Origin of the sequence: Sorangium sp. So ce1153 (assembly GCF_051521595.1) — a bacterium.
Classification (GTDB): Bacteria; Myxococcota_A; Polyangia; order Polyangiales; family Polyangiaceae; genus Sorangium.
This window is the reverse complement of the sequence record NZ_CP150361.1, coordinates 3,092,320-3,116,457: the sequence shown is the minus strand read 5'-3', so window position 1 is coordinate 3,116,457 and position 24,138 is coordinate 3,092,320. Positions and strand designations below refer to the sequence as shown.

21 protein-coding genes and 1 pseudogene are annotated in these 24,138 nt (G+C 72.7%); 1 reads left to right on the top strand and 21 read right to left on the bottom strand.

All coding sequences use genetic code 11. The annotated features are described in order from the left end of the window. Positions 1-70: 70 nt before the first annotated feature. From WME85_RS11025 to WME85_RS10965, 13 genes are all read right to left on the bottom strand, one after another. Positions 71-1,087, bottom strand: a complete 1,017-nt coding sequence (locus tag WME85_RS11025; RefSeq protein ID WP_437837546.1) for an FtsQ-type POTRA domain-containing protein — start codon at positions 1,085-1,087, stop codon at positions 71-73. Next, complete coding sequence (gene murC / locus WME85_RS11020) at positions 1,084-2,496, bottom strand: UDP-N-acetylmuramate--L-alanine ligase (protein ID WP_437837545.1); 1,413 nt, start codon at positions 2,494-2,496, stop codon at positions 1,084-1,086. The genes WME85_RS11025 and murC overlap by 4 nt, the downstream gene beginning before the upstream one ends. Next, positions 2,496-3,722, bottom strand: coding sequence for an undecaprenyldiphospho-muramoylpentapeptide beta-N-acetylglucosaminyltransferase (gene murG / locus WME85_RS11015; protein WP_437837544.1), 1,227 nt, complete (start codon positions 3,720-3,722; stop codon positions 2,496-2,498). Before murG ends, murC begins: the two co-directional genes overlap by 1 nt. After that, positions 3,716-5,038, bottom strand: coding sequence for a putative lipid II flippase FtsW (ftsW, locus tag WME85_RS11010; RefSeq protein ID WP_437837543.1), 1,323 nt, complete (start codon positions 5,036-5,038; stop codon positions 3,716-3,718). Before ftsW ends, murG begins: the two co-directional genes overlap by 7 nt. Then, entirely contained in the window at positions 5,038-6,384 is a 1,347-nt protein-coding gene (gene murD, locus WME85_RS11005) for a UDP-N-acetylmuramoyl-L-alanine--D-glutamate ligase (protein ID WP_437837542.1), read from the bottom strand. Before murD ends, ftsW begins: the two co-directional genes overlap by 1 nt. A 28-nt stretch (positions 6,385-6,412) precedes the next feature. Continuing rightward, entirely contained in the window at positions 6,413-7,543 is a 1,131-nt protein-coding gene (gene mraY, locus WME85_RS11000) for a phospho-N-acetylmuramoyl-pentapeptide-transferase (protein ID WP_437309076.1), read from the bottom strand. Further along, positions 7,540-9,144 carry a UDP-N-acetylmuramoyl-L-alanyl-D-glutamate--2,6-diaminopimelate ligase gene (locus tag WME85_RS10995; RefSeq protein ID WP_437837541.1) on the bottom strand — a complete coding sequence of 535 codons (1,605 nt, stop codon included), beginning with the start codon at positions 9,142-9,144 and terminating at the stop codon, positions 7,540-7,542. Before WME85_RS10995 ends, mraY begins: the two co-directional genes overlap by 4 nt. Then, a complete protein-coding gene (locus tag WME85_RS10990; protein WP_437837540.1) occupies positions 9,141-11,228 on the bottom strand; it encodes a penicillin-binding protein in 2,088 nt (695 codons plus the stop codon). The genes WME85_RS10995 and WME85_RS10990 overlap by 4 nt, the downstream gene beginning before the upstream one ends. Beyond that, a complete protein-coding gene (locus tag WME85_RS10985) occupies positions 11,225-11,578 on the bottom strand; it encodes a hypothetical protein (protein ID WP_437837539.1) in 354 nt (117 codons plus the stop codon). Before WME85_RS10985 ends, WME85_RS10990 begins: the two co-directional genes overlap by 4 nt. After that, entirely contained in the window at positions 11,575-12,498 is a 924-nt protein-coding gene (gene rsmH / locus WME85_RS10980) for a 16S rRNA (cytosine(1402)-N(4))-methyltransferase RsmH (RefSeq protein WP_437837538.1), read from the bottom strand. The genes WME85_RS10985 and rsmH overlap by 4 nt, the downstream gene beginning before the upstream one ends. Before the next feature lie 20 nt (positions 12,499-12,518). After that, positions 12,519-12,977, bottom strand: coding sequence for a division/cell wall cluster transcriptional repressor MraZ (gene mraZ / locus WME85_RS10975; RefSeq protein ID WP_436626482.1), 459 nt, complete (start codon positions 12,975-12,977; stop codon positions 12,519-12,521). A 569-nt stretch (positions 12,978-13,546) separates the two neighbouring features. Further along, positions 13,547-13,951: a cobalamin B12-binding domain-containing protein gene (locus WME85_RS10970; protein WP_061615710.1), complete on the bottom strand. Its 405-nt coding sequence runs from the start codon at positions 13,949-13,951 to the stop codon at positions 13,547-13,549. 88 nt (positions 13,952-14,039) lie between these two features. After that, positions 14,040-15,629, bottom strand: a complete 1,590-nt coding sequence (locus WME85_RS10965; RefSeq protein WP_437842269.1) for a GYF domain-containing protein — start codon at positions 15,627-15,629, stop codon at positions 14,040-14,042. A gap of 7 nt (positions 15,630-15,636) precedes the next feature. On the opposite strand from WME85_RS10965, the gene WME85_RS10960 reads away from it, so the two are divergent. Then, complete coding sequence (locus WME85_RS10960; RefSeq protein WP_437842652.1) at positions 15,637-16,230, top strand: hypothetical protein; 594 nt, start codon at positions 15,637-15,639, stop codon at positions 16,228-16,230. Between the two features lie 11 nt (positions 16,231-16,241). On the opposite strand, the pseudogene WME85_RS10955 reads toward WME85_RS10960, so the two are convergent. From WME85_RS10955 to WME85_RS10920, 8 genes and pseudogenes are all read right to left on the bottom strand, one after another. Continuing rightward, positions 16,242-16,334, bottom strand: a pseudogene (locus WME85_RS10955) (zinc-ribbon domain-containing protein); the annotation flags it as partial. 87 nt (positions 16,335-16,421) lie between these two features. Continuing rightward, positions 16,422-18,122, bottom strand: a complete 1,701-nt coding sequence (locus WME85_RS10950) for a response regulator (RefSeq protein ID WP_437837537.1) — start codon at positions 18,120-18,122, stop codon at positions 16,422-16,424. A gap of 352 nt (positions 18,123-18,474) precedes the next feature. Then, positions 18,475-19,596, bottom strand: coding sequence for a tRNA guanosine(34) transglycosylase Tgt (gene tgt / locus WME85_RS10945; protein WP_437309068.1), 1,122 nt, complete (start codon positions 19,594-19,596; stop codon positions 18,475-18,477). Beyond that, positions 19,593-20,717, bottom strand: a complete 1,125-nt coding sequence (gene queA / locus WME85_RS10940) for a tRNA preQ1(34) S-adenosylmethionine ribosyltransferase-isomerase QueA (RefSeq protein WP_437837536.1) — start codon at positions 20,715-20,717, stop codon at positions 19,593-19,595. The genes tgt and queA overlap by 4 nt, the downstream gene beginning before the upstream one ends. Before the next feature lie 9 nt (positions 20,718-20,726). Beyond that, positions 20,727-21,134 (bottom strand): response regulator, encoded by a 408-nt coding sequence (locus tag WME85_RS10935; RefSeq protein WP_437309066.1) that lies wholly within the window; start codon positions 21,132-21,134, stop codon positions 20,727-20,729. A 424-nt stretch (positions 21,135-21,558) separates the two neighbouring features. Further along, a complete protein-coding gene (locus tag WME85_RS10930; protein ID WP_437837535.1) occupies positions 21,559-22,914 on the bottom strand; it encodes a sigma-54-dependent transcriptional regulator in 1,356 nt (451 codons plus the stop codon). Positions 22,915-23,137: 223 nt separating this feature from the next. Then, the gene (gene bfr / locus WME85_RS10925) at positions 23,138-23,608 is read right to left on the bottom strand and encodes a bacterioferritin (RefSeq protein ID WP_437309064.1); all 471 of its coding nucleotides are present in this window, start codon (positions 23,606-23,608) and stop codon (positions 23,138-23,140) included. Between the two features lie 192 nt (positions 23,609-23,800). Beyond that, entirely contained in the window at positions 23,801-24,013 is a 213-nt protein-coding gene (locus tag WME85_RS10920) for a (2Fe-2S)-binding protein (protein ID WP_437309063.1), read from the bottom strand. Positions 24,014-24,138: the final 125 nt, after the last annotated feature.

The window sequence follows — 24,138 nt, the reverse complement described above, 5'->3', positions numbered from 1 at the left end:
GCCATGAGCCAGCGGAGCCGGCCAAGTTTTGCTCGGCGAACGCCGGCGCTGGCAGCGAGCGCGACGCGGCTCATTTCATCCTCACCACGACGCGCTCGGGGTGCGCGTCGTTGTCGAGGAAGATCACCGACGCGCTCGCCTTCCGCTGGGCGAGCTCGGTGAGCACCCGCGCTGCCTGGCCGACCTTGTCGCGGTAGGGCGGCTGCCCGAGGTGGAGCGCGATCGCCTCCTTGCCGATGGTGACGACGATCGACCCGTCCCGCTCGACGTGGAGCTCCTGGATCGGGTAGCGGCGGGCGACGCCCGCGCGCCCCATGTCCTCGACCACGTCGAGCAGGCGCCGGACCGCGATGATGACGCCGGCGCGATCCCGCGCGACCTGCTCGCCGGTGATCCCCGTGACGATCGGGAGGTCGACCGGGTCGTCCTCGGCGAGCTCCTTGAAGAGCTCGCCGTCGCGCGTGGCGAGGTAGAGATCGCCGCCGATGGCCACCAGGGCCTGCGCCTCCCGCTCGACGACGTTGACCTGGATGGTCGAGGGGAGCTTGCGGGTGACCGTCGCCTTCTCGATCCAGGGATCGGTGGAGATGGAGGCGCCGGCGAGCTCGAGATCGAGCGTGAAGATGTTCTTGCCCACCTCGATGCCGCCGGCGGTCGCCACCTGCTCGGCCGTGCGGCGCTGAACGCCGTCGACGAGCACCGTGCGCACGGCGAAGCGCGGGCTCGACACGATGTAGCGGCGCGCGCCCCACGCGACCGCGGTCGAGGCGACGAGCACGACGGCGGCGCCCGCGAGGAGCTGCAGCGCGCGGAAATGGCGCGACAGCGGCCGCGCGGGGCGCGCCTCCCCGGGCGCGCCGCCCTTCCCCGGCGGGCGCGGCGGGCGCACCGAGACGCTCGTCGCGGGCGGGGCCGGCGACTCGTGTGACGACGGGGTCGCGGCGCGCACGCGCTCGTTCTTCGGCGCCGGCGCCGCGGCCACGGGCTCCGGCTTCGACGCGCGCGCCGCGCTGCCCGACCCCGCCGGGAGCGAGGCCGTCGCGCGCCGGCGGTTCGGCGGCGGCGGGGCGCTCGGACGCTCGGTCATGAGCTGCCCTCCTGCGACGGCAGCGCCTTGGCCTCGAGCCGCGCCTTGAGCTCCCGCACGCAGGCGTTCACGTCGCCCGCGCCGAGCGCGATGACCACATCGCCCGGCCGGACGATCTGCTCGAGCGCCTCGGGGAGGTCGGCCTTGTCCGCGACGTAGCGCGCGTCGTGGTGGCCGTGCTCGCGGATCGACTGCACGAGGCGCTCGGCGGTGACGCCGGGGATCGGCGCCTCGCCCGCGGCGTAGATGTCCGTCACGAGCAGCACGTCGGCCTGGTTGAAGGCGCGCGTGAACTCGTCGAACAGATCGCGCGTGCGGGTGTGGCGGTGCGGCTGGAAGGCCACGACGATGCGGTGGTCCTCGCCCGGGAACGCGCGCCTGGCCGCGTCGACGGTGGCGCGGATCTCGGCCGGGTGGTGGCCGTAGTCGTCGACCAGCGTGATGCCGCCGAGCGAGCCGACGATGGTGAAGCGGCGCGCGACGCCGCCGAACGTGGCCAGCGCCTGCTTCGTGACGTCGAGCGGCACCTCGAGCTCGTCCGCGACCGCGATCGTGGCGAGGCAGTTCAGGACGTTGTGCGCGCCCGGCATCTTCACCGTGAACCCGCCGAGCGGCTCGCCCCGGCGGTAGGCGTTGAAGCTCGTCTCGAGGCCGCGGAACTGGATGCCGCGCGCGGAGTAGTCCGACTGCGGCGAGACGCCGTAGGTCACGTGCCGGCGCGGGATGCGCGGGAGCAGGTCCTGGACGTGCGGGTGGTCGAGGCAGAGCACGGCGAGCCCGTAGAACGGGACGCGCGCGGCGAACTCGACGAAGGCGTCCTTGATGCGCTCGTGCGTGCCGTAGTGATCGAGGTGCTCGGGGTCGATGTTGGTGACCACCGCGATCGTCGGCGTGAGCCGCAGGAACGAGCCGTCGCTCTCGTCGGCCTCGGCGACGAGCAGGTCGCCGGCGCCGAGCCGGGCGTTCGTGCCGAGGGCCGCCATCTTGCCGCCGACGACGACCGTGGGATCGAGGCCAGCGGCGCGCAGGACCGTCGCCACCAGCGAGGTCGTGGTGGTCTTGCCGTGCGAGCCCGCGATCGCGACGCCGTACTTCACGCGCATCAGCTCGGCGAGCATCTCCGCGCGCCCGATCGCCGGGATCCCGAGCGCGCGCGACTCGGTGAGCTCGGGGTTGTCGGGCCGGATGGCGCTCGAGTAGACGACGACGTCGACGCCGCGGACGTTCTCGGCGCGGTGGCCGACGTCGATCCGGACGCCGAGCGACGTGAGCCGCCGCGTCGTCGAGCTCTCCTTGAGATCCGAGCCGGAGACCTCGAACTCGAGCGAGCGCAGGATCTCGGCGAGGCCGCTCATCCCGACGCCCCCGACGCCGACGAAGTGAACGTGGCGAACGCGACCGCGGAACATCAGCCTGCCTCCTCCTGACCGAGGGCAGCGCCGGACGGCGCGGCCCCCCTCATCGCGGCGCGACGCGGCGCCTCGTCTGCGCGCGCCGCGCGGCCGCCGGTGGGGAAGCGCAGCGCGCGGTGGCGGGGGGCTCGCGCGAGCTCCAGCAGATCGGCGGCGACGCGCGCGGCGGCGTCGGGCGTGGCCAGGGCCGCCGCGGCGTCCGCCATGCGGGCGCGGAGCGCCGGGGCGGCCGCGAGCCGGGCGATCTCGCCCGCGAGGCGCGCCTCGGTGGCGTCTGCCTGGGCGATGGCCACCGCGGCGGAGGCCCGCTCCAGGGACTGCGCGTTCTTCAGCTGGTGGTCGTCCGCCGCGAACGGGTAAGGAATCAGGATTGAAGGGCGGCCCACGGCGCAGAGCTCGGCGAGCGTCGACGCGCCCGCGCGGGCGATCACCACGTCGGCCGCGGCGAGCGCCTCGGCCACGTCGTCGATGAACGGGACGACGCGCGCGCGCTCGGCCAAGCCGAGCTCGGCGTAGAGCGACCGGACGGCGGCCTCGCGATCCCTGCCCGTCTGGTGCACCACGTCGAGGTCGACGCCGCGCTCGCGTCCCTGCGCGGTCTGCGCGGTCTGCGCGATCGCGCGCGGGAGGATGTCGTTCAGCGCCAGCGCGCCCTGGCTTCCGCCGAGCACGAGCAGGCTGAGCTTGCCCTCGCGCGGCGCGTACGGCGCGCGCGCGAAAGCGCGCCGGAGCGGGACGCCGAAGAGGCGCACGGAGCTCGGGCGCAGCGCGCGCGTCGCCTCCGGGAAGGCGACGTACGCCCGGTCGACGAGCGGCGAGAGGAGCCGGTTCGAGAGCCCGAGGACGCTGTTCGGCTCCAGGATCGCGACCGGCACGCCGAGCGAGCGCGCCGCGAGGGACACCGGGCCGCCGGCGTACCCGCCGAGCGAGAGCACCACGCGCGCGTCGAGCCGCTCGACGAGCCGCCTCGCCTCCGGGAGGACGCGGCCAGCGCGGGCGGCTCCGCGCACGAAGCCGGAGAGCCCGCCTCCGCGCAGCGGCAGGACGTTGAGCAGCTCGAGGCTGTCGCCGCGCTCGCCCATCACGCGCACCTCGATGCCGCGCGCGGTGCCGACGTAGACGACGCGCGCGTCGGGCGCCGCGGCGCGGACGGCGTCGCCCACCGCGATCATCGGGAAGACATGGCCGCCGGTGCCGCCGCCGGCGATCAGCACGGTCACCATGCGCCGCCCTCCTCGGCCGACGCCGCGACGACGGCTGACGCGCTCGGCGCGTGCGGCGCGGACGAAGCGCCCGCCTCGCCGCGCTGTTCGGGGGCGGCCACGGTCCGCGACCGGCTGATGCTGAGCAGGATGCCGGCGGCCGCGGCGTTCACGAGCAGCGACGAGCCGCCGTAGCTGAGGAACGGCAGCGTGAGCCCCTTCGTCGGGAGGATCGCCATCGCGACGGCGAGGTTCGTCATCGCCTGCACGCCGAAGAGCGTCGCGATGCCGAAGGCCATGAAGCTGCCGTAATCGTCGGCGGCCTCGAGGGCGATCTTCACGCCGCGCGAGACGATCGCGAGGTACGCCGCGCACAGGCCGAGGATGCCGATGAAGCCGAGCTCCTCGCCGACGATCGCGGACACGAAATCGGTGTGCGCCTCCGGCAGGTAGAGCACCTGCAACCCCCGCCCGAGGCCCAGCCCGAAGACCCCGCCGGAGCCGAAGCTCATGACCGACTGGAACGGCTGGTACGCGAGGTCGGCGCGGTTGTTGTCCATGTCGATCCACGCGAGGTAGCGCGCGTAGCGGTAGCCGCTGAACCGGACGAGCGCGGCGCCGGCGAGCGCGAGCAGCATGGAGAACGCGGCGATGTACGGGACGCGCGCGCCCGCCACGAACAGCAGCGTGAACGTCAGGAACAGCAGCACGACGGCGCTGCCGAAATCGGGCTGCTTGAGGCAGAGGAGCATCAGCATCCCGACCACGATGAGGTGCGGGAGGAAGCCGACGGAGAACGACTTGATGCGATCGGCCTTCTTGGAGAGCGAGTAGGCGAGCCAGAGCACGATGCCGAGCTTCGCCACCTCGGCTGGCTGCACGTGGACCGGGCCGAGCGCGATCCAGCGGTAGGCATTGCCCGCCTTGTGGCCGAGGCCCGCCACGCAGGCGAGGAGCATCCCGGTCACGGTGATGAGCACCGGGTACGTGAGGACCTTGAGCCGGCGATAATCGATGCGGCTCGTGACCCACATCGTGGCGATCGACAGGACGGCGTAGACGGCCTGGCGCTTGAGGAAGAACTGGGCGTCCTTGTAGCGGACCGTCGCCTCGACCGCGCTCGCGCTGTAGACCATCACCACGCCGAAGCCGATGAGCGCCGTGACGATGGCCGCGAGGAGGGCGTCGACCGGACCCGAGGGGCTCGATCGCACCTTCCAGAACGCCTCGGCGGCCGCCGCGACCCCGCCCGGCTCCGGCTTGTCCTGCTCCGAGGGACCGATGTGCCGGTTCCTGGGTGCACCGGCGCCCGCGCCGAACCCTCCGCGCCACGACATCACGACGCCACCTCCCCGGCGGATCCGCCGGTCGATCTCTGGAGCTCACGGACCGCGCGGACGAAGGCGTCGCCGCGGTCCTTGTAGTCGCGGAACATATCGAAGCTGGAGCACGCAGGGCTGAGCAGCACCGCGTCGCCTGGCCGCGCGAGCGAGCGCGCAGCGACGACCGCCTCGTCCATCGAGGCCGCCCGCGCGATCGGCAGGACGCCGCTCGCCGCGGCGGCGATGCGGTCGGCGGCCTCGCCGAGGACGACCAGCGCGCGCCCCCGGTCGCGCAGCGCGGCCACGAGCGGCGCGTAGTCGCCGAGCTTGTCGCGCCCGCCCGCGATCAGGACGGCCTTCTCCTCGCGCAGGCCGGAGAGCGCGGCGACCGACGCGCCGACGTTGGTCCCCTTGGAGTCGTCGTAGTAGCGGACGCCGTCGACGTCGGCGACGAGCGCGGTGCGGTGCGCGAGCCCCTCGAAGCGCGCGAGCGCCTCGCCGATCGCCCCGGCGGGCGCGCCGAGCGCCGCGGCGAGCGCCACCGACGCGCAGGCGTTCGCGAGGTTGTGCGCGCCCGTGAGCCGGACGCGCTCCAGCGGGTAGCTCCCGCCCGCGACGCGATCGACGATGGCGCCGCCCGCCACGGCGACGTCGGCGCGGGCGTCGCTCGCGCTGAACGTCACGACGCGCGCGCGTCCCCGCGCCGCCTGGCGCGCCACGAGCGCGTCGCCGAGCGGGACGACCGCGACATCGTCCGGCGTCATGCGCTCGAACGGGTTGCCCTTCGCGTCGGCGTACGCCGCGAAGCTCGGGTAGCGGTCGAGGTGATCGTCCGTGATGTTCAGCAGGGCGTGGGCGCGGGCGTGCAGGGTCGGGACGCGCTCCGCCTGGAAGCTCGAGATCTCCAGGACGAGGACGTCCCACGCCTCGCCGACGACCTCGGCGAGCGGCGTCCCGAAGTTGCCGCCGACGAAGGTGCGGAGGCCGGCGCGCTCGAGCATCGCGCCCGTGAGCGCCGTCGTCGTGCTCTTGCCGTTGGTGCCGCCGATGAGCGCGATGGGCGCCGACACGAAGCGCGACGCGAGCTCGAGCTCGCCGATGACCTCGCGCCCGGAGCGCTCGAAGGCGTCGAGGGCGGGGAACGACGGCACGCCCGGCGAGACGACCACGAGATCGGCGCCCTCGAAGAGCGCCGGATCGTGCCCGCCCACGGCGAGCGCGGCGCCCTCGGACTCGAGCGAGGCGGCCGCGGCGGAGAGCCGCTCGCGCGGGGCGCCGTCGTTCGCGATGACGCGCGCCCCGCGCTCGATCAGGAGGCGCGCGGCCGCGACACCGCTCCGGCCGAGACCGACGACGATCACTGTTCGTCCGCGGACGTCCATCATGCCCTCAGCGCAGCTTCATCGACGCCAGCGACACCAGCGCCAGGAGGATGGAGATGATCCAGAAGCGAACGATGATCTTGGGCTCCGCCCACCCCTTCTTCTCGTAGTGGTGGTGGATCGGCGCCATCAAGAAGACGCGCTTGCCGGTGAGCTTGAACGAGAGGACCTGCGTGATGACGCTGACCGTCTCGATGAAGAAGATCCCCCCGAGGATGATCGACAGGAGCTCGTTCTTGGTGAAGACGGCGAGCATCCCGAGGCCGCCGCCGAGGGCGAGCGACCCGACGTCCCCCATGAAGACCTGCGCGGGGTACGTGTTGTACCAGAGGAAGCCGATCCCGGCGCCGATGACCGAGCCGCAGTACACCGACAGCTCGCCGGCGGACGCGATCGCCGGGATGTCGAGGTAGGTCGCGAGCGAGAAGTTCGCGATCGACGCGCCGACGATGTACGCGAGGATGAGGTACGTCCCCGCGTTGATGATCACCGGACCGATCGCGAGCCCGTCGAGGCCGTCGGTGAGGTTCACCGCGTTCGACGTCGCGACGACGACGAAGACGGCGAACGGGACATAGGCGTACAGCGGCAGCTCGATCGGGTACTTCGAGAACGCGACGAACGGGATCGAGAGCCGCGTCCTGATCTCCGCCCAGTCGGGCGGGAGCTTCGAGGCGATCAGGAACGTGTAGGCCACGGCCGCGCCGCCGATGAGCACCTGGCCGATGAGCTTGTAGCGGCCCGGCAGGCCGCCGCTGTTCCTCCGCTTGATCTTGAGGAAGTCGTCCAGGTAGCCGATGACGCCGTAGCCGGCGGTGACGGCCGTCGTCGCGAGGACGAAGGGGTTCCGCAGGTCGGCCCACAGCACGGTGGGGAGCAGCAGCGAGAGCAGGATGAGGGCGCCGCCCATCGTCGGCGTGCCCGCCTTGATCTTGTGCGTCTCCGGCCCCTCGGCGCGGACCACCTGCCCGATCTGCTTGCGCCGGAGCTCGCGGATGAACCACGGCGCGAGCACGAACGTCAGCACCATGGCGGTGATCGTCGCCATGATCGTGCGGAACGGGATGTACCGGAGGACGTTGAGCCAGCTCAGCCAGCCGTAGTGGAACTTGAGCGGGTAGAAGAGCTCGTAGATCACGCCGCGCCTCCGTGCGATCGCTGGTCGACCATGGACCGCGCGCGGCGAGCGGCGAGCGCGCGGCGCGCCTCGTCGCGATCGTCGAACGGCAGCGTGACATCGCCGATGATCTGGTATGGCTCGTGGCCCTTGCCGGCGATGAGGACGAGGTCCCCCGGCTCGGCCTCGAGCACCGCGCGCTCGATCGCGCGCGCCCGGTCGAGCTCGACGACGACGCGCGCGCGCCCCCCGACGAGGCCCGGCAGGATGGCGTCGGCGATCGCGCGCGGGTCCTCGCTCCGCGGGTTGTCGTTGGTGACGATGGCGACGTCGGCGGCGCGGCCGACCGCCTCGCCCATCTGCGGCCGCTTCAGCGGATCGCGATCGCCGCCGCACCCGAAGACGCAGAGGACGCGCCCCTGGCTGAGCGCGCGGACGCTCGCGAGCACGCGGGCGAGGGCGTCGGGCGTGTGGGCGTAGTCGACGAGCACGATCACATCGTCGTCGCCCGGCGCGTCGCAGCGCTCCAGGCGGCCCGCGATCTGGATCGGCGACGAGAGCGCCGACGCGGCGTCCTCGACGTCGAACCCGAGCAGGTACGCCACGGCGAGCGCGGCGAGCAGGTTCGACGCGTTGTGCGCGCCGAGCAGGTGGGAGCGGACGGTGACCTCGCCGGCGGGGGTGCGGGCGCGGATGAAGATGCCGCTCGCCGAGTGCGCGAGCTCGACGGGGGCGATCTCCGCCGTGTCCGGGCCGGCGCCCACCGCGGTCGAGTAGCGCGCGAGCGTCGCAGCGGCCGGGCGCGACAGCCCGCCCGGAGCGAGCATCTCGACGAGCTGCCGCCCGAAGGGATCGTCGACGTTGATGACGGCGGCGCCGGGGCCGAGATCCACGAACAGCCGCGCCTTGGCCGCCGCGTACGCCTCCATCGTGCCGTGGTAGTCGAGGTGATCCTGCGTGAGGTTCGTGAAGACCGCGATCCGGAAGCGGATCGCGTCGGCGCGCTTCGCCGCGAGCGCGATCGACGAGACCTCCATCACGAGGTGCGTCGCGCCGCGCTCGACCATCGCGGCCGCGACGCGGGCGAGCTCGTCGGCCTCGGGGCTCGTGTGCGACGCGGGGACGTCGAGATCCTCGAAGCGGTAGCCGAGCGTCCCGACGATCCCGGCCCGCCCGCCGCACCGGTCGACGCAGGCCTGGACGAGGTGGGCCGTCGTCGTCTTGCCGTTCGTGCCGGTGATGCCGACGACCTCGAGCGTGAAGGTCGGGTGCCCGTAGACCACCGCCGCGGCCTGCGCGAGCGCGAGCGGCACGTCGGGCACCTCGACGCGGGCGGCGCCGAGCGTGTCGGCCGCGCTCCCGCGCGCGAGGATGACCGCCCGCGCGCCGCGCGCGACCGCCTCGGGGATGAAGCGCTCGCCGTGCGCGCGCGCCCCTGCCCGCGCGACGAAGATGTCCCCCTCCGCCACCTTGCGCGAGTCGAGGTGCACGCCCGTCACGGGCATGTCCGCGGCCTCCGCCGGAGAGAGCGCGGCGCCCGGGATCTCGCGCAGCACGTCGCCGAGCCGGAGCGCGAGCTCGGCCTCGGTGAAGGCGGCCTCTGTCTGGTCGCGCTCTGTCATGTGGGGGGCTCGAAGATGAGCTTCAGCGGCGATCCCTTGGACAGCACGGTCCCCGCCGGCGGCTCCTGGCGCGTGAGCCTGCCCGTGCCCTCGACGCTCGGGTCGAGCCCGAGCGCCGCGGCGCTCTTCACCGCCTCGCGCTGCGGCAGGCCGGTGAGATCCGGGACGCGCAGCTCCCCCGTCTTGAGCGGCGCGGAAGGCGTGACCACCGCGGCCGAGATCGGCGCGGCCGCGGCGCGCGCCTCGCTGAGCACCTGGTAGGTGTTCGCCGCGATGTCCTCCCCCGACTGCTCGCCGATCTCCGACAGCTTCATCGGCACGCTCCCGCGCGGGGTAACGCCCAGGTAGCGGAGCGCCATCTCGCCGACGCGACGGAAGACGGGCGCCGCGACCGAGCCGCCGCCGTAGGTGCCGCCCATCGGCTCGTCGAGCACCACGGCGATGGCGAGCCGAGGCCGCTCGGCCGGGACGAACCCGACGAACGACGCCACGTAGTGGGTGTCGGTGTACCTGCCCGTCGCGGGATCGATCTTCTGCGCCGTGCCCGTCTTCCCCGCGACGCGGAAGCCCGGGATCGCCGCCTCGACGCCGGTCCCGTCCCCCTCGGTGACCGCGACGAGCATCTCCGACGTCATCCGCGCGATCTGCGCGGGCACGGCGTCGCGGCGCACGCGCGGCGACGCCTCCGACAGCGTGACGCCCGTGCCGTCGGTGATCCGCTTGATCAGGATGGGCTCGAGCAGCCGCCCGTGGTTGGCGACCGACGCCATGGCCATCGCGAGCTGGAGCGTCGTCACGCTGATCCCCTGCCCGAACGCGGCCGCGGCCGTCTCGACCTGGACCCAGGGGCGACCGCGCGGCCGGAGCACGCCCACGGACTCGCCCGGCAGCGGCACGCCCGTCAGGTCGCCGAAGCCGAACCGGCGGAAGCCCTCGTACAGCCGCTGCTCGCCGAGCCCGAGCGCGATCTTCGCCGTGCCGATGTTGGACGACTGGCCGAGGATCTGCGGCAACGTCAGCCACTTGTGCACGTGCGTGTCGTGGATCACGACGTTGTCGATCGCCATGTTCCCCTCCTCGCAGTAGATGGTCGCGCTCGGGGAGACGCTCTTCGCCGCGAGCGCGCTCGCGATGGCGAACACCTTCATCGTGGATCCAGGCTCGAAGCGATCGACGACGCAGCGGTTGCGCCGGGCGCCCGGGTCGCTCTGCGAGTAGTCGTTCGGGTTGAACCCCGGCGCGCTCGCCATGGCGAGGATCTCGCCGTTCTCGGGATCGACGACGACGATCGAGCCGCCGAGCGCCTCGTACGTCTTCATCGCCGCCTCGAGCTCGCGCTCGGCGGTGAACTGGATGCCCTTGTCGATCGTCAGGTGGACGTTGTGCCCGGCGAGCGCCTGCTCGTCCTCGATCCCCTCGGAGAAGATGAGCCTTCCCGATCGATCGCGGAGCCCGCGCACCTCGGACGCGTTGCCGCGGAGCTCGTGCTCGAGGCTGAGCTCGATCCCCTCCTTCCCCTCGCCGTCGGTGGCGACGAAGCCGAGCAGCGGGCCGGCGAGCTCGCGGTTCGGGTAGAAGCGGCGCCCCTCGCCCTCGATCACGAGCCCGCGCACCGGGTAGCGCTGCTTCCGGTCCGAGAGCGCGCGGACGTTCTCGACCTCCTGCTCGGAGATGCGGCGCTTCAGCCACGCGAAGCGTCGCCGACGGCCGAGCTTCTCCACGACCTCCTCGACGGGCAGCGAGAGCGCCTGCGCGATGCGCTCGGCGTACTGCTGGATCTGCGTCGGGATGTACTTCTCCTCGATGCCGCGGAGCATCTCGACCGCGTCGACCGAGACGCTGGGCACCTCCACGCTCTCCGCGAGCGGCGCGCCGTTCCGGTCGTAGATGGTGCCGCGCTTCGGCGTGATGTGGAGCCGCCGCTGGCGCTGCCGCTCCGCGAGGTCGTACCAGGCGTCCCCGTCCTCGACCTCGATGCGGTACGCGCCGGACACGACGCCGCCGAGGCCGAGCGCCATGAGGCCGCAGAGCAGCCCCATGCGGATGCGGATCCACCGCGCGCGCCGCGGGTCGAGGTTCTTCATTCCTGCTGCCCTCCGCCCGGCGGCGCGCTGCCGGCCTCCTCGCTCGCCGGCTCACGCTCCTCCGGCAGCGCCGCGTAGCCCCGCACCGGGATGACCCGCTCGGGCGGCGGCGGCGTCATGCCGAGCAGCGTGCGGGCGACCATCTCCACGCGCTGCGGCGTCTCGTAGCTGGCCGCCTCGAGCGACAGCACCCGCTTCACCTCGCGCAGCCGCGCCTGCTCCGCGCGCGCCCGCCCGAGCTTGTAGCCGAGGTCCACCGTGCGCCCTCGCAAGGCGAGGTGCACGACGAACGCGGCGACCGTCGCGGCCACCGCGAGCGTCCAGAGCACGAGGAACGGGCGCTGCCTCACGCGCGCGACTCCGGGCGGCCGATGCGCCGCGCGGCGCGGAGCTTCGCGCTGCGCGCCCTCGGGTTGTCGGCGATCTCGTCGTCGCCCGCGGTCACCGGCTTCTTCGTGAGCGGCTGCCACACGTCCGGCTCGCGCAGCGCGCGCTTCACGATCCGGTCCTCGAGCGAGTGGAACGCGATGACGGCGAGCACGCCGCCGGGCGCGAGGATCCGCGGCGCCGCCGCGAGCAGCGCCTCGAGCTCGTCGAGCTCTCCGTTCACCGCGATGCGCAGCGCCTGGAACGTGCGCGTCGCCGGATCGACGCCGCCGATGCGCGCCGGCCCGACGGCGCGCACCACGGCGCGCCGCAGGTCGAGGGTCGTCTCGAGCTCGCCGCTGTCGGCCGCCTGCTTGATACAGCGCGCGACCCTGCGGCTGCGGCGCTCCTCGCCGTAGCGGTAGATGAGGTCCGCGAGCTCCTCGTCGCTGATCCGCTGGATGAGCTCGAGCGCCGTCTCGCCGCGGCTCGGGTCCATCCGCATGTCGAGCGGCCCTTCGGCGCGGAAGCTCATGCCGCGGGCCGGGTCGTCGAGCTGCATGGAGCTCACGCCGATGTCCGCCACGAGGCCGTCCACCCGCGCGACGCCGAGGGCCTCGAGGTGCCGCTCGATCTCGGAGAACTCGCCGTGAACGTAGGTCACCCGCTCCCCCATCCGGGCGAGCCGGGCGCGCGCGATGGCGAGGGCGCGCTCGTCGCGATCGATCCCGATGACCCGGGTGCCGGGCGTCTCGAGGATCGTCTCGGCGTGGCCGCCGGCGCCGAGGGTGGCGTCGACGTAGACGCCCTGGCTGACCGGCGAGAGCGCGGCGAGCACCTCGCGGCCGAGGACGGTGACGTGCGGCTCGCCTCGCGGGCGCGGCGGCGGAGGGGGGAGGTGCATGGGGACTACATTGACGACGTTCATAGGCGGAACTGCTCCGCGATTGCGGCCTTGAAGCTCTGGAGCTCGACCTCGCTCATCTGCTGAGCGGCCTTCCACCGCTCCTGCGACCAGAGCTCGATCGTCTGTCCCATCCCTGCCCACAGCACGTCCTTGGTGAGGCTGGCGTGCTCGCGGAGAGACGGGGGGATGAGGATCCGGCCCTGCTTGTCGAGGTCGCACTCGACGGCCGCGGACAGGTAGCGGCGCCGGAATGCGACCACGTTGGAATCAAACTGCGGCAACGCTGCAATTTTGGCCTCCAGCTCCTCCCACGCCTTCATTGGGTAGGCATGTAGGCAAGGGTCGAAGAGGGCCGGCGTGATGACCATGCGCAGGTCGTTCGCGGCTGCGAGCACGTCACGAAAGCGCGAAGGGAGGCTCGTGCGCCCCTTCGCGTCGATCGCGTGCTCGAAGTGACCGCGAAACATCGTGCTCATCGACCCCAGCTGCGGCTGGCCTGTCCCGCCGAGGGCTTGGTGGCGCGTTGCGCCACCGGGTGCACGCCGCCTCGTGACATTCTCTGCCACTTCTTCCCACGAAGCTCCGCCACGCTACGGAGGGAGGTGCCGAGTGTCAACAGTTTGGGAGATTTCTGGACCCCAACGGCCACCTATGTAGGACATTCACCGCCAGAGTATTACCCCACAAAACAGCGCAAATTACCGCAAGTTGGCGGCTCCGGTCGGTCCGTGGGGCGAAGTGGGGAGCCCTCTGGGGGGCGCGAGCACGTCTGGCGGAGTCCTGGCAAGCCGGAAAGGAAGCAAGACGGATCGCCGCAGCGGGCGCGGCGATCCGCGGGCGGGAGGTGGGGCGGCATCCCGGGGAACCGAGCGGGCTCGGCTTCTGGCCGAGGGGGTACGGTGGGAGGCGTGTCAGGTCCGGCGGGGAGGCGTCCGGCGAGGCGGTGGGGGAGAGTGGGGAGCCGAGCCGCGGGGCCGGTCAGCCGGGGAGGCCCGGCGGGGGCGCGGGCGGTGGGGGAGAGTGGGGAGCCGAGCCGCGGGGCCGGTCAGCCGTGGGGGGTCACGTTGGTCTGGACCCACTCCACGATGCTCTTCAGGGTGGTCCCGGGGGTGAAGACGCCCTTCACGCCGGCGTTCTGGAGGCGCGCGATGTCCTCGTCCGGGATGATGCCCCCACCGAACACCACGATGTCGTCGGCCCCGTGCTTGCGGAGGGCCTCGATCACCGCGGGGAAGAGGGTGTTGTGCGCTCCGGACATGATCGACAGGCCCACCGCGTCGACGTCCTCCTGCACGGCGGCGGAGGCGATCATGTCGGGCGTCTGGTGCAGGCCCGTGTAGACGACCTCGAAGCCGGCATCGCGGAGTGCCCGGGCGACCACCTTGGCGCCGCGGTCGTGGCCGTCCAGGCCGGGCTTCGCCACGAGGATTCGGACTTTGCGCTCTGCCATGAGCGCATCGATTACCGCCTGCCCGGGCAGGCGTAAAGCGCAGCGCCCCGGCGGTGCGGCCTCGCCTACACGGCTACATGGCGCGCCCTTACTGGGCGGCGAAGACGAACGGGATGGTCACCGGCGTGGAGCCCGAGGATGGCGGGAACCGCCAGGACTTGATCCGCGAGGCGATGCAGCTCGACAAGCCGGGGTAATCCTTCTCCGACCCGCCGGCCGAGACCGACTGGACGGCGCCGGAGGCGCCGATGACCACCGACGCCGAGACGCGGGCGGTGGTGGACGCGTTGCTGGCGCGCGCATCGAGGGCGGGCTGCCAGCAGTGGCGCCGGACGCTGGGGCGGTTCGACTCGACGACACTGGAGATCTCCCCCTGAGAGAGCTGGCTCAGGCCAGAGCCGGCACCCTGGGCGCCCGGCCCTGACGAGGGACCGGGGACCCCGGCGCCGAACCCGGACCTATCGATCGGGGCAGAGCTCCCCGAGGCGACCGGCTTCTCCGGCTGGGTGCGCTGGCTCGCGGCGCTGCCCGGTCTGCCCGGCGCGGCGACCTCCGGCCTCGGCGACGCTGTCTCGGCCGCCGGAGGCGTCTCGGGATCGACGCTGGGCGGGGGCGGAGGGGCCGCTGTCGGCAAGCTGGCCGGCTGCTGGACCGGCGTGACGGGGGCAGTCACGACCTGCACGGGCGGCGGCTGCTTGGGAGACAGCAAGACGTAGGCGGAGACGCCGCCGAACGCCGCTGCCATCGCGATGAAGGCGTAAGCGAGCGGGCTCATGCCCGACCGCCGCCTCGGCGCGACCGTCTCGACCAGGCTGCCAGGCGTGGCCACCAGGGGGGCGGGCTCCACGGAGGCGAGCGCGGCGGCCGGCGCCGTCACCGGCGGCGAGCCGCCTGCGTGCGCCGGCGCGAAAGGCGAGCCGCCCGCCGCCACGCCGCCCCCAGCGGACGCCGCGGCGAACGGCGAACCGCCGGCGGCCACGCCGCCAGGGGCGCGACCCACACTGGCCGAGGGGGGCGCCGCCAGCTCGGGCTTCAGCGCGGAGGCGACCGGGGCCGCCGGCTCGGCCGCGAACGGGTCGGCGAGCACCTCGAGCGGCGCGCCCGCGGCCTGGCCTCGCGCGGCGCCGCCCGGGGCGGCTGGCCACGCGGCCGGCGCGCTCACCGCCGGCGTGGCCGGCGCGGGGCGCGCTGCAGGCGTGGGCTGGGTCGGTGCGGCCGGCGTTCCCGCCGCCGTGAAGGCAGCGACCGAGCCTGCGACCGCCGGAGGCGGATCGTTCACGCCGGGAGGCTCGGGCTCGCGTACGACAGGGCGCGCGGGCGTGGACACGGCCAGCGGAGGGACCCTCGCCGAGGAGGGCACCCTCGCCGAGGGAGGGACCTGCGCCTGAACGACGGCGAAGCCCGTGCTGCTGATGCGGCGCGCGGGCGTGGAAACGCGGGTCGACTGGGCCTGGGTGACGATCTCGAGCAGCTCCGGGAAGTTCTTGAGCGGCAGCCACTCGTCGAAGCCCTCGCGCCAGACGAGCGAGTCGCCGTCCACGGCGCCGGCCAGCGCCTTCTCGCGGATGACGGAGAGCCTCACCGGGCCGAGCGGGACACCGCCGACCCCGACATACCAATCCTCGCTCGACGTGGAGCGCACGGCCGGCGCCTTGCCGAGCGGGCGGTCATCGGACATCGACCGCTTGAACACGCCGGCGACCCCCGCCGGCGACGTGGGCTCTGCCCCTCGAGCGGCGGCCGGCGCGGGGTCTGCCCCCCGGGAAGCCGGGGCAGCGGCGGTCGCGGGCTTCGCGGGCGCCGGCTGGGCGGCCCGAGCTGCCGGCGGCGCCTGCGGCACGGTCGCGGGGCGCGGGCTCGACGCGCCTGAAAGGCCCGACGCGCTCGCCGTCCCGGAAGGGCTCGACGCGCCTGAAAGGCCCGACGCGCCCGACAGCCCCGACGCGCCCGACAGCCCCGACGCGCCCGACAGCCCCGACGCCGGCCGCGCGACGGGGCCGGGGACGGAGCGCGGGGCGACCGGGGGTCGAGGTGCCCCTCCGGGGCGCGGGAGGGGCTGCGAGGCCGGCCGGGGCGGCGACGGCGCAGCGGCCTGGCCGAGGGACGATGCGGGCGGCACCTTCGCGCGGCTCGCGGCGCCGGCGGCCGGCGCGCCTGTCGCGGCGGCCGGCGCCTCGTCGCTCGGCGGGGCGAGGTGCGCGTCATCGCCTGCCGCGCGCGGCGGCTCCACGGGGAGCGCCTGCGCCACGGAGCTCTCGGTGACGCTCGCGCTGACCTGAATGAGGTGCCCGCATCGCCGGCACTGCATCCGTACCGACTTGCCAGCGACCTTGTCGTCGCCGATCTGGTACTTGGCCTTGCAGTTATCGCAGAGGAATTTCATCCAGGGATGCGCCTGCCGGTGGAAGCTGCCGGTGGAATCCGCGCAGTCTACGACAGCTTGACCCCAAACGACATGGGATAGGCGCGGTCAGAGCAACCCGAGCAGGTGCTCCTTGATGGATTGCCGCGTCGGGTCATCGGGGGCGACGCCGAGCGCGCGCTCCCACGTCTCGATGGCTTTGTTGCGGAACCCGGCCTTCTGGTACAGCACGGCGAGGTTTTTCAGCGCGGGGAAGTGCTTGCCGTTGATGTGCAGCGCCGTCTCCAGCTCCTGGATCGCGTCGTAGAGCTGGCCCTGCTTGCCGTAGAGCAGGCCGAGGTGGAAGTGCAGCCGGTAGGCGAGCGGATCGATCGCCGTGCCCTCGCGCAGGTGGCGCACGGCCTTGTCGAAATCGCCCGCGCGGTACGCCGCGATCCCCGCGGCGAGGAGGCGCTCCGCCTCGGCCGAGATCCGGTCCTGATCCCCGCGGATCGAGCGGGCTTGCAGCGCGTTCTCCACCGCGGCGACGACGTCGGCGACGCGGAACGGCTTCTCGATGTAGGCCTCGACGCCGTAGCTCGACTTCAGGTCCTCGGCGAAGCGCCACCCGCGGTACACGGCCGAGATCATGATGATCGGGATGTGGCCGTAGCGCTGGGTGCCCTTCATGCGGCGGGCGATGTCGAAGCCGTGCACCTCCGGCAGCATGGCGTCGAGGATCATCACGTCGGGCGGATTCTCCTTGACCATGCGCAGGGCGAGGAGCCCGCGGTCGGCCTCCTCGACGCGGTACCCGCGCTCCTCGAAGATGCGGCGGAGCAGCTTCCGGATCTCCGGCTCGTCGTCGACGACCAGGACGGTGGTCTGATCGCCCTGCGGGGCCTTGCCCGCGCCCGGGAGCGACTCGACGACGGACAGGTCGCGGTCGGCGGTGCCGAAATCGGTGTCCGTCAGCTCGTCGGCCGCCGCTGCCCTCCGCATGGCGTCGTCGACGACGAGCGGCGGGCCCGCCGAGGAGATGCGCGCCGGCGAGGGGGCCGCTGGCGGGCTCGGCTCGTCGGTGAGATCGGCGAACGAGATCTCCGCGTCGTCGCGCGGACGCTCCGGCGCGGGCCGCGCGGCCGGCGCGGGCGGCGCGGCGCTCGGAGCCGGCGGGGCGGGCGGCGCAGGCGGTGAAGACGCCTGGGACACCGTCGACGGAGGCACCGCGGAGGGAGGCCGGCGCGCCGGCTGCGCAGGTGCGGGCGCGGGCGTGGGCGTGGGCGCGGGCGGCGCCTCGGTGGTGGACGCCGCCGAGGCGCCGAGCCCGGCCCGCTTCAGCACCTCGGGCGGGCACTTCGCGCCGACATAGAACGGCTCGCCCTGCTCCTTCATGTCGTAGGCGGCCGCGATGGTCCGCACGAGGGGACCCGCGAGCGCGATGTACGGGAAGACGCGCTTGCCGGTCACGAACTCGAGCTCGTCGATCACCTTCTTGTCGGCGGGCGCGGCCATGGCCACGAGGATGCGATCCTCGCGGACGAGCACGGGCAAGAGCTTGTGCTTCGCGGCGATCTCGCGGGGCAAGATCGAGAGGTCGCTCAGCTTGATGCAGACCTGGTTGAGATCGATGCCCGGAACGCCGCTCTGCTCGGAGAGGGCCTTCAGCGCAGCGACCTCGGAGACAGTGCCGCTCTCGATGAGGTTCGTGGCGAGGGGAACCCCCTTCGCACGCGCGTCGAGGAGCGCCTGTTCGAGCTGGGGCTGAGTGACCGCCCTCTGCTGCAGGAGGATGCGTCCGAGCGGCTTCTTGTTGGCGTCTTGCGTCATTCCGCGGGCCGAGTTCGAAGGCTAATGGACGAGGATTGCGCGGGCAAGCACGCGGCCCGCGCGCGGAGACGGCCGTTCGGCTGGCACGACCGGCGCGGGCTGCTCGGGCTGCGCGGGCTCATGAACCGGCAGATCGACCCCATGGCCTGGTCGAGCGCAGCCGCGGCGCGCGGCTGCGAGCGCGCGGCGCGCGGCTGCGCGCGCGCGGCGCGATGCCAGCGGCGAGATCTCACCATCCGCTCATGGTACTCCGGAACCCGCGCCGGGCAGCGCGGACGTTGCGCCCGCCGGCGAGGGCGCCGCCCCGCGCCGGCCCCGAGCCCGGCCAGGACCGGATGGCGACGATGTAGGGTCACTCGCTTGCGTCGGGCGCGCCGAGCCACGCGCGGGCGAACGCCGCGTACCGCTTCTCGGCGATGGCCGCGCGCGCTTCGCGCATGAGGCGGCCGTACAGGTGGAGGTTGTGCTCCGTCAGCAGGCGCAGCACCAGGATCTCGCCCGCCATGTAGAGGTGCCGCAGGTACGCGCGGCTGTAGCCCCCGGCGCAGGTCGGGCAGGCGCAGGTCGGGTCGAGCGGCGACGCGTCGTCCTTGTAGCGCGCCTGCTTGATGACGATCTTGCCGTGCTGCGTGAGCGCCTGCCCGTTGCGGGCGTTCCGGGTGGGGAGCACGCAGTCGAACATGTCGACGCCGGCGCCGATGGCGTGGACAAGGTCGAGCGGCGTCCCCACGCCCATGAGGTAGCGGGGGCGCGCGGGGTCGAGGTGCGGGGCGATCTGCGCGACGACCTCGTGCATCATCGCGATCGGCTCGCCCACGGAGAAGCCGCCCAGGGCGAGCCCGTCGAACGGCAGGGCGCCGAGCTCGTCCGCGTGCGCGGTGCGCAGGGCGACCGAGGTGCCGCCCTGCACGATGCCGAAGAGCGCCTGGGTGGGGCGCTTGGCGGCGAGGCAGCGCTTCCCCCAGCGCGTCGTCAGGCGGCACGCCTCCTCGACCTCCGGGAGCGGCGCGCCGCCGGGCGGGCACACGTCGAGCTGCATCGCGATGTCGGCCCCGAGCAGCCCCTGCACCTCCATCGCGACCTCGGGCGTGAGCGCCTTGCGCGCGCCGTCGAGGTGCGACCGGAACACGAAGCCGTCCTCGACGAGGGTGCGCCGCTCGGCGAGCGAGAAGGCCTGGAAGCCCCCGGAGTCCGTGAGCATCGCGTGCGGCCACCGCGAAAACGCGTGCAGCCCGCCGAGCTGCGCGACGAGCTCGGGCCCCGGGCGGAGCCACAGGTGATACGTGTTGCCGAGGACGATCCTCGCGCCGGTCGCCGCCACCTCGCCGGGGGTCAGCGTCTTCACGCTGCCCTGGGTGCCGACCGGCATGAACGTCGGCGTCAGGACCTCGCCGTGCGGGGTGGACAGCACGCCCGTGCGGGCGTGACCGTCCCGCGCCAGCTCGGAGAAGGAGAAGCCAGGCGTCCGGCTCATGGCGCGCTCGCTCCGCGGATCAACATGGCGTCCCCGTAAGAATAGAAGCGGTAGCCGGCGTCGATCGCCGCGCGGTACGCGAGCTGCGTGCGCTCGCGGCCGGCGAAGGCGAACACCAGCGCGAGCAGCGTCGAGCGCGGCAGGTGGAAGTTCGTCAGCAGCGCGTCGACGACGCGGAACCGGTAGCCGGGCTGGATCAGGAGGCGCGTCTCGCCGGACTGCGCCCGCACGAGGCCGGCGCGCGCCGGGTCGGCGGCCGTCTCCAGCGCGCGCACCACCGTGGTCCCGACCGCGACCACCGGCGCGCCGCGCTCGCGCGCTCGCGCGACGGCGTCGGCGGTCGCCTCCGGGACCGAGTAGACCTCGACGTGCATCGGGTGCTGATCGAGGTCGTCGACGGTGACCGGCTGGAACGTGCCGAGCCCGACGTGCAGCGTGACGCTCGCGATCTCGACCTCGTTCGCGCGGAGCCGCTCGACGAGCGCGGGCGAGAGGTGGAGGCCCGCGGTGGGCGCGGCGACCGCGCCCGGGACGCGGGCGAAGATGGTCTGGTACCGCTCGCGATCGGCCGCGTCGTCGCCGCGGCCGAGGTAGGGAGGGAGCGGCACGTGCCCGTACGCCTCGATCGCAGCGGCGACGGACAGCCCCGCCGGCGACGAGAGCAGCACCGTGAGCACGCCGTCCTCCGCGCGCTCCAGCACCTCCGCCACCAGCGCCCCGTCGCGCTCGAGATCGAGCACCGCGCCCGGGCGGATCGGCTTCGACGCGCGCCCCATCGCGCGCCAGCGCTCGGGGCGCGCCGCGCTCTCCCGCGGCCCCGCGGCGAGGTCCTCCCCGCCGGCCGGCGCGTCGTCCAGCCGGTGCAGCAGGAAGAGCTCGACCTGCCCGCCGGTGCCGCGCTTCTTGCCGAACAGGCGAGCGGGGACGACCCTCGTGTCGTTGACGATGACGAGCGCGCCGCGCTCGATGTACCGGTCGAGATCGCGGATCGCGCCGTGCTCGACCTCGCCGGCGCCGCGCCCTCGATCGATCAGGAGGAGCCTCGCGCCGTCCCGCTCCTCGGGGGGCCGCGACGCGATGAGCGCCTCAGGGAGTTCGTAGTCGAGCAGCTCGCAGCGCACGCCGCGCTACTAGCACGACGCGGGCGAGTGCACGCTCGTCTTGGAGCGGAGGAAGCGACAGATCTCGCCGACCTTGTACGGCTTCGGGACGAAGGCCACGGCGCCGCAGTCGGCGCGCTCGACCTGGCGCGCGGAGAGGTGATACGCGCTGGAGAGCACGACGCGCACCCTCGGGAAAGCGCGGCGGATGTGGCGGGCCAGCTCGAGGCCGTTCAGGTCCGGCATCATCAGGTCGATCATGGCCACGTCGACCGGAGACGAGCCGAGGATGCGCAGCGCATCCTGGAACGAGGCGGCGAACGCGACCTCGAACCCCTCGACGCTTAGCCCAGCCGAAAGAGCGCGACGCTGGGAATTCTCACCGTCCACGATCAGCATGCAGGCCATTAAGCGTCCTCCTGCGGCGCACGCCGCCATCCACTACGCCTACCTGTTTAGCAACTGCCGGGCCAAGCTACCGAATCACCGCGTTGCGGTCCTCGACGCCAAAGTGAAACAGAAGAACACAGTCTACATCAGCCGCCCCATTGCACTAAGGCAAATCCCGACGCTCCCCCATTGCAAAGATGCAATCCTTGGTGGGCTAGCTGCCCTGAATTGCTGCTGAGGCAGGTGGCTTGCTGAGCCGGCAGGTACGTGCCGGATGAAGTCGGGCGGCAGCTTTCTGCTGAGCCTGGCGGGCAGGTAGCTGCTGAGCCCGGCGGGCAGGTGGTTGCTGAGCCTGGCGCGCACGGCCCCGTTGGGCACGGCGGTTCGCGCTTGCTGTACCCCGCGGATACGTGCTGCTGACCCTGATCGCCAGGCGGTCGCGCAGCCCGCCCGGCACGGGGAGCGCGAGGGCTCAGCCCGGGGGATAGGTGATCGTGAGGCGGGTCATCTTGCGCCACAGGGTGGTCGCGCTGATCCCGAGCACCTCGGCGGCGCGCTCCCGGCTGCCGTCGCACTCCCGCAGCGCCGCCTCGATGGCCTGCCGCTCCGCGCAGTCGACCACGTCGGCGAGCAGCCTGCCGCCGCCTTCGGGCGGCCGCTTCGGCTGCACCGCGGCGGGCAGCACGTCGTCGACGCTGATGACGCCGCCCCCCGAGAGGGCGACCGCCTGCTCGACCATGTTCTCGAGCTCGCGGATGTTGCCGGGGAAGTCGTACTGCGTCAGCGCCTCGACGACGCCGTCCGCGGCGCGGGCGCGACAGCTCATCTTCCGGTTGTACTTCTCCAGGAAGAACTCCCAGAGGATCGGGATGTCCTCGCGCCGCGAGCGCAGCGGCGGGAGCACGAAGCGCGCGACGTTCAGCCGGTAGTAGAGGTCCTGGCGGAACCGCTTCTCCGACACCGCGGTCAGGAGCTCCTGGTTCGTCGCGGCGATGATGCGCACGTCGACGTGGATGGGCTTGTTCTCGCCCACCCTGCGGATCTCGTTCTCCTGGATCGCGCGGAGCAGCTTCGCCTGGAAGGTGAGCGGGGTCTCGGCGATCTCGTCGAAGAAGAACGTGCCCCCGTCGGCCTCCTCGAACAGCCCCTTGCGCGCCGAGATCGCGCCCGTGAACGAGCCGCGCGCGTGGCCGAACAGCTCGCTCTCGAGGAGCGTCTCGCTGATCGCGGCGCAGTTCACCGGCACGAACATGCGGTCCGCGCGCTTGCTGTTCGCGTGGATGGCCTTGGCGACGAGCTCCTTGCCGGTGCCGCTCTCGCCGGTGATGAGCACCGTCGCGTCGGTCGGCGCGACCTTCACGATCCGGCCCAGCACCTCGCGGACCGCCTGCGAGCGGCCCACGATGTTCTCGAACCGGTAGCGCTCCTTGAACTCGCTGGCGAGCAGCTGCACCTCGCCGGTGAGCTTCCGGTTCTGGATCGCGCGCTCCACCTTCACGAGGAGCTCCTGCTCCGAGAACGGCTTCTGGATGTAGTCGAAGGCGCCGAGCCGCATCGCCTCGACCGCGCTCTCGATGGTGCCGTACGCGGTCATCACGATGACCTCGGTGTTCGCGTTCGACTCCTTCACCGCGCGCAGCACGCCGATCCCGTCGAAGCCGCCCATCCGCAGGTCGGTGAGCACGGCGTCGTACGCGCCCTTGGCGCCCAGGTCGGCCCCCTGGCTGCCGTCCGCCGCTTCATCGACCTCGTACCCGGCGCCACGCAGCATCATCGCGAGCGTGGTCCGCATGTTCCGCTGGTCATCGACGACAAGAATCTTCGACATGGATTTCCCCCGCCGCCCTCATCCTCCCGGTGGGACCTCCCGGGTGGACGACAGCGGCGCGACGATCACGACCGACGCGCGCCGAGCTGGCGCAACACCGCGCGAGCGCGGTCGTCCGCGGCGTCTTGGACATGCGTCCAGCGTATCGTACGTCAAGCACGCCCCTCGCCGCCAGGAGGCCCGCGGGGCGCGCCGGCGGAGCGGGTGCGACCCCTACCCTACCCTACTTGCGGATCTGCTGGGACAGGTAGGCGGTCTCGCCGAGCTTCTCGATCAGCCCGATCTGCGTCTCGAGCCAGTCGATGTGCTCCTCCTCGGACTCGAGGATCTTGGCCAGGAGCTCCTCGGTGGTGCGATCGCCCTTGTCACGGCAGAGGGCGATCGCCGTGTTGAGCCGCTTGACCGCGTGGTACTCGAGGTCGAGGTCGCTCTTGAACTGCTCCGGCACGGTCTGCCCGATGTGAAGGGTGTCCAGGCGCTGCAGGTTGGGCAGCCCCTCCAGGAAGAGGATGCGATCGATGATCGCATCGGCGTGCTTCATCTCGTCGATCGACTCGGCGCGCCCGTGCGCGGCGAGGGTGACGAAGCCCCAGTTCGCGCACATCTTCGCGTGAAGGAAGTACTGGTTGATCGCGACGAGCTCTCCCGCGAGCACCTCGTTCAACGCGTCGATGACATCTTTCGCACCCTTCATCGCACCCTCTCGCGCTCGTGCCTGTCGTGCTCGCCTCGCCCCTGCAGGCGTGGCGGCGCCGGCTGGAGCGCCAGCGCCCAGGTCAAATGCGCGAGGTCGGCGCAGGTGCGCAAGAAATTTCGAAGCAAACGCGCGACGACACCGGCCGCCTCCCCGGCGAAGCCGGGCCGCGGCCGGAGAGCGCCCGGAGAATCAGGCTGCGCTGGAGACGGGCGCCATGGTCAGGCGCCGCGGCGGGGAAGCAGCCTCACCCTCGCCGACGAGCTTGGCGATCGTCGGACGGCAGGAGCCGCACCGCGTGCCGGCGCCCGTGCACTCCATCACCTCCGAAACGGAGCACGCCCCCTCGTTCATCGCCTCGCGAATCTCTCGATCACAGACGCCCATGCAGAGGCACACGTACATGCAGCAGACCCCCGGCTACGTTGACGGCTAGGATTGATATTGAACATAGCTTTCAATATCGACGCGTCAAGCAGGAACGTTCCCTCAGCAAATCCTCCGCGCTGCCCTTGCGACCCGGGTGCCTC

Excerpts from the sequence above, each read along its gene's own strand:
- WME85_RS11025 (WP_437837546.1), bottom strand. The coding sequence starts at position 1,087 with ATGACCGAGCGTCCGAGCGCCCCGCCGCCGCCGAACCGCCGGCGCGCG.
- murC (WP_437837545.1), bottom strand. The coding sequence starts at position 2,496 with ATGTTCCGCGGTCGCGTTCGCCACGTTCACTTCGTCGGCGTCGGGGGC.
- murG (WP_437837544.1), bottom strand. The coding sequence starts at position 3,722 with ATGGTGACCGTGCTGATCGCCGGCGGCGGCACCGGCGGCCATGTCTTC.
- ftsW (WP_437837543.1), bottom strand. The coding sequence starts at position 5,038 with ATGTCGTGGCGCGGAGGGTTCGGCGCGGGCGCCGGTGCACCCAGGAAC.
- WME85_RS10995 (WP_437837541.1), bottom strand. The coding sequence starts at position 9,144 with ATGACAGAGCGCGACCAGACAGAGGCCGCCTTCACCGAGGCCGAGCTC.
- WME85_RS10990 (WP_437837540.1), bottom strand. The coding sequence starts at position 11,228 with ATGAAGAACCTCGACCCGCGGCGCGCGCGGTGGATCCGCATCCGCATG.
- rsmH (WP_437837538.1), bottom strand. The coding sequence starts at position 12,498 with ATGCACCTCCCCCCTCCGCCGCCGCGCCCGCGAGGCGAGCCGCACGTC.
- mraZ (WP_436626482.1), bottom strand. The coding sequence starts at position 12,977 with ATGAGCACGATGTTTCGCGGTCACTTCGAGCACGCGATCGACGCGAAG.
- WME85_RS10970 (WP_061615710.1), bottom strand. The coding sequence starts at position 13,951 with ATGGCAGAGCGCAAAGTCCGAATCCTCGTGGCGAAGCCCGGCCTGGAC.
- WME85_RS10965 (WP_437842269.1), bottom strand. The coding sequence starts at position 15,629 with ATGTCCGATGACCGCCCGCTCGGCAAGGCGCCGGCCGTGCGCTCCACG.
- WME85_RS10950 (WP_437837537.1), bottom strand. The coding sequence starts at position 18,122 with ATGACGCAAGACGCCAACAAGAAGCCGCTCGGACGCATCCTCCTGCAG.
- tgt (WP_437309068.1), bottom strand. The coding sequence starts at position 19,596 with ATGAGCCGGACGCCTGGCTTCTCCTTCTCCGAGCTGGCGCGGGACGGT.
- WME85_RS10935 (WP_437309066.1), bottom strand. The coding sequence starts at position 21,134 with ATGGCGGCGTGCGCCGCAGGAGGACGCTTAATGGCCTGCATGCTGATC.
- WME85_RS10930 (WP_437837535.1), bottom strand. The coding sequence starts at position 22,914 with ATGTCGAAGATTCTTGTCGTCGATGACCAGCGGAACATGCGGACCACG.
- bfr (WP_437309064.1), bottom strand. The coding sequence starts at position 23,608 with ATGAAGGGTGCGAAAGATGTCATCGACGCGTTGAACGAGGTGCTCGCG.
- WME85_RS10920 (WP_437309063.1), bottom strand. The coding sequence starts at position 24,013 with ATGTACGTGTGCCTCTGCATGGGCGTCTGTGATCGAGAGATTCGCGAG.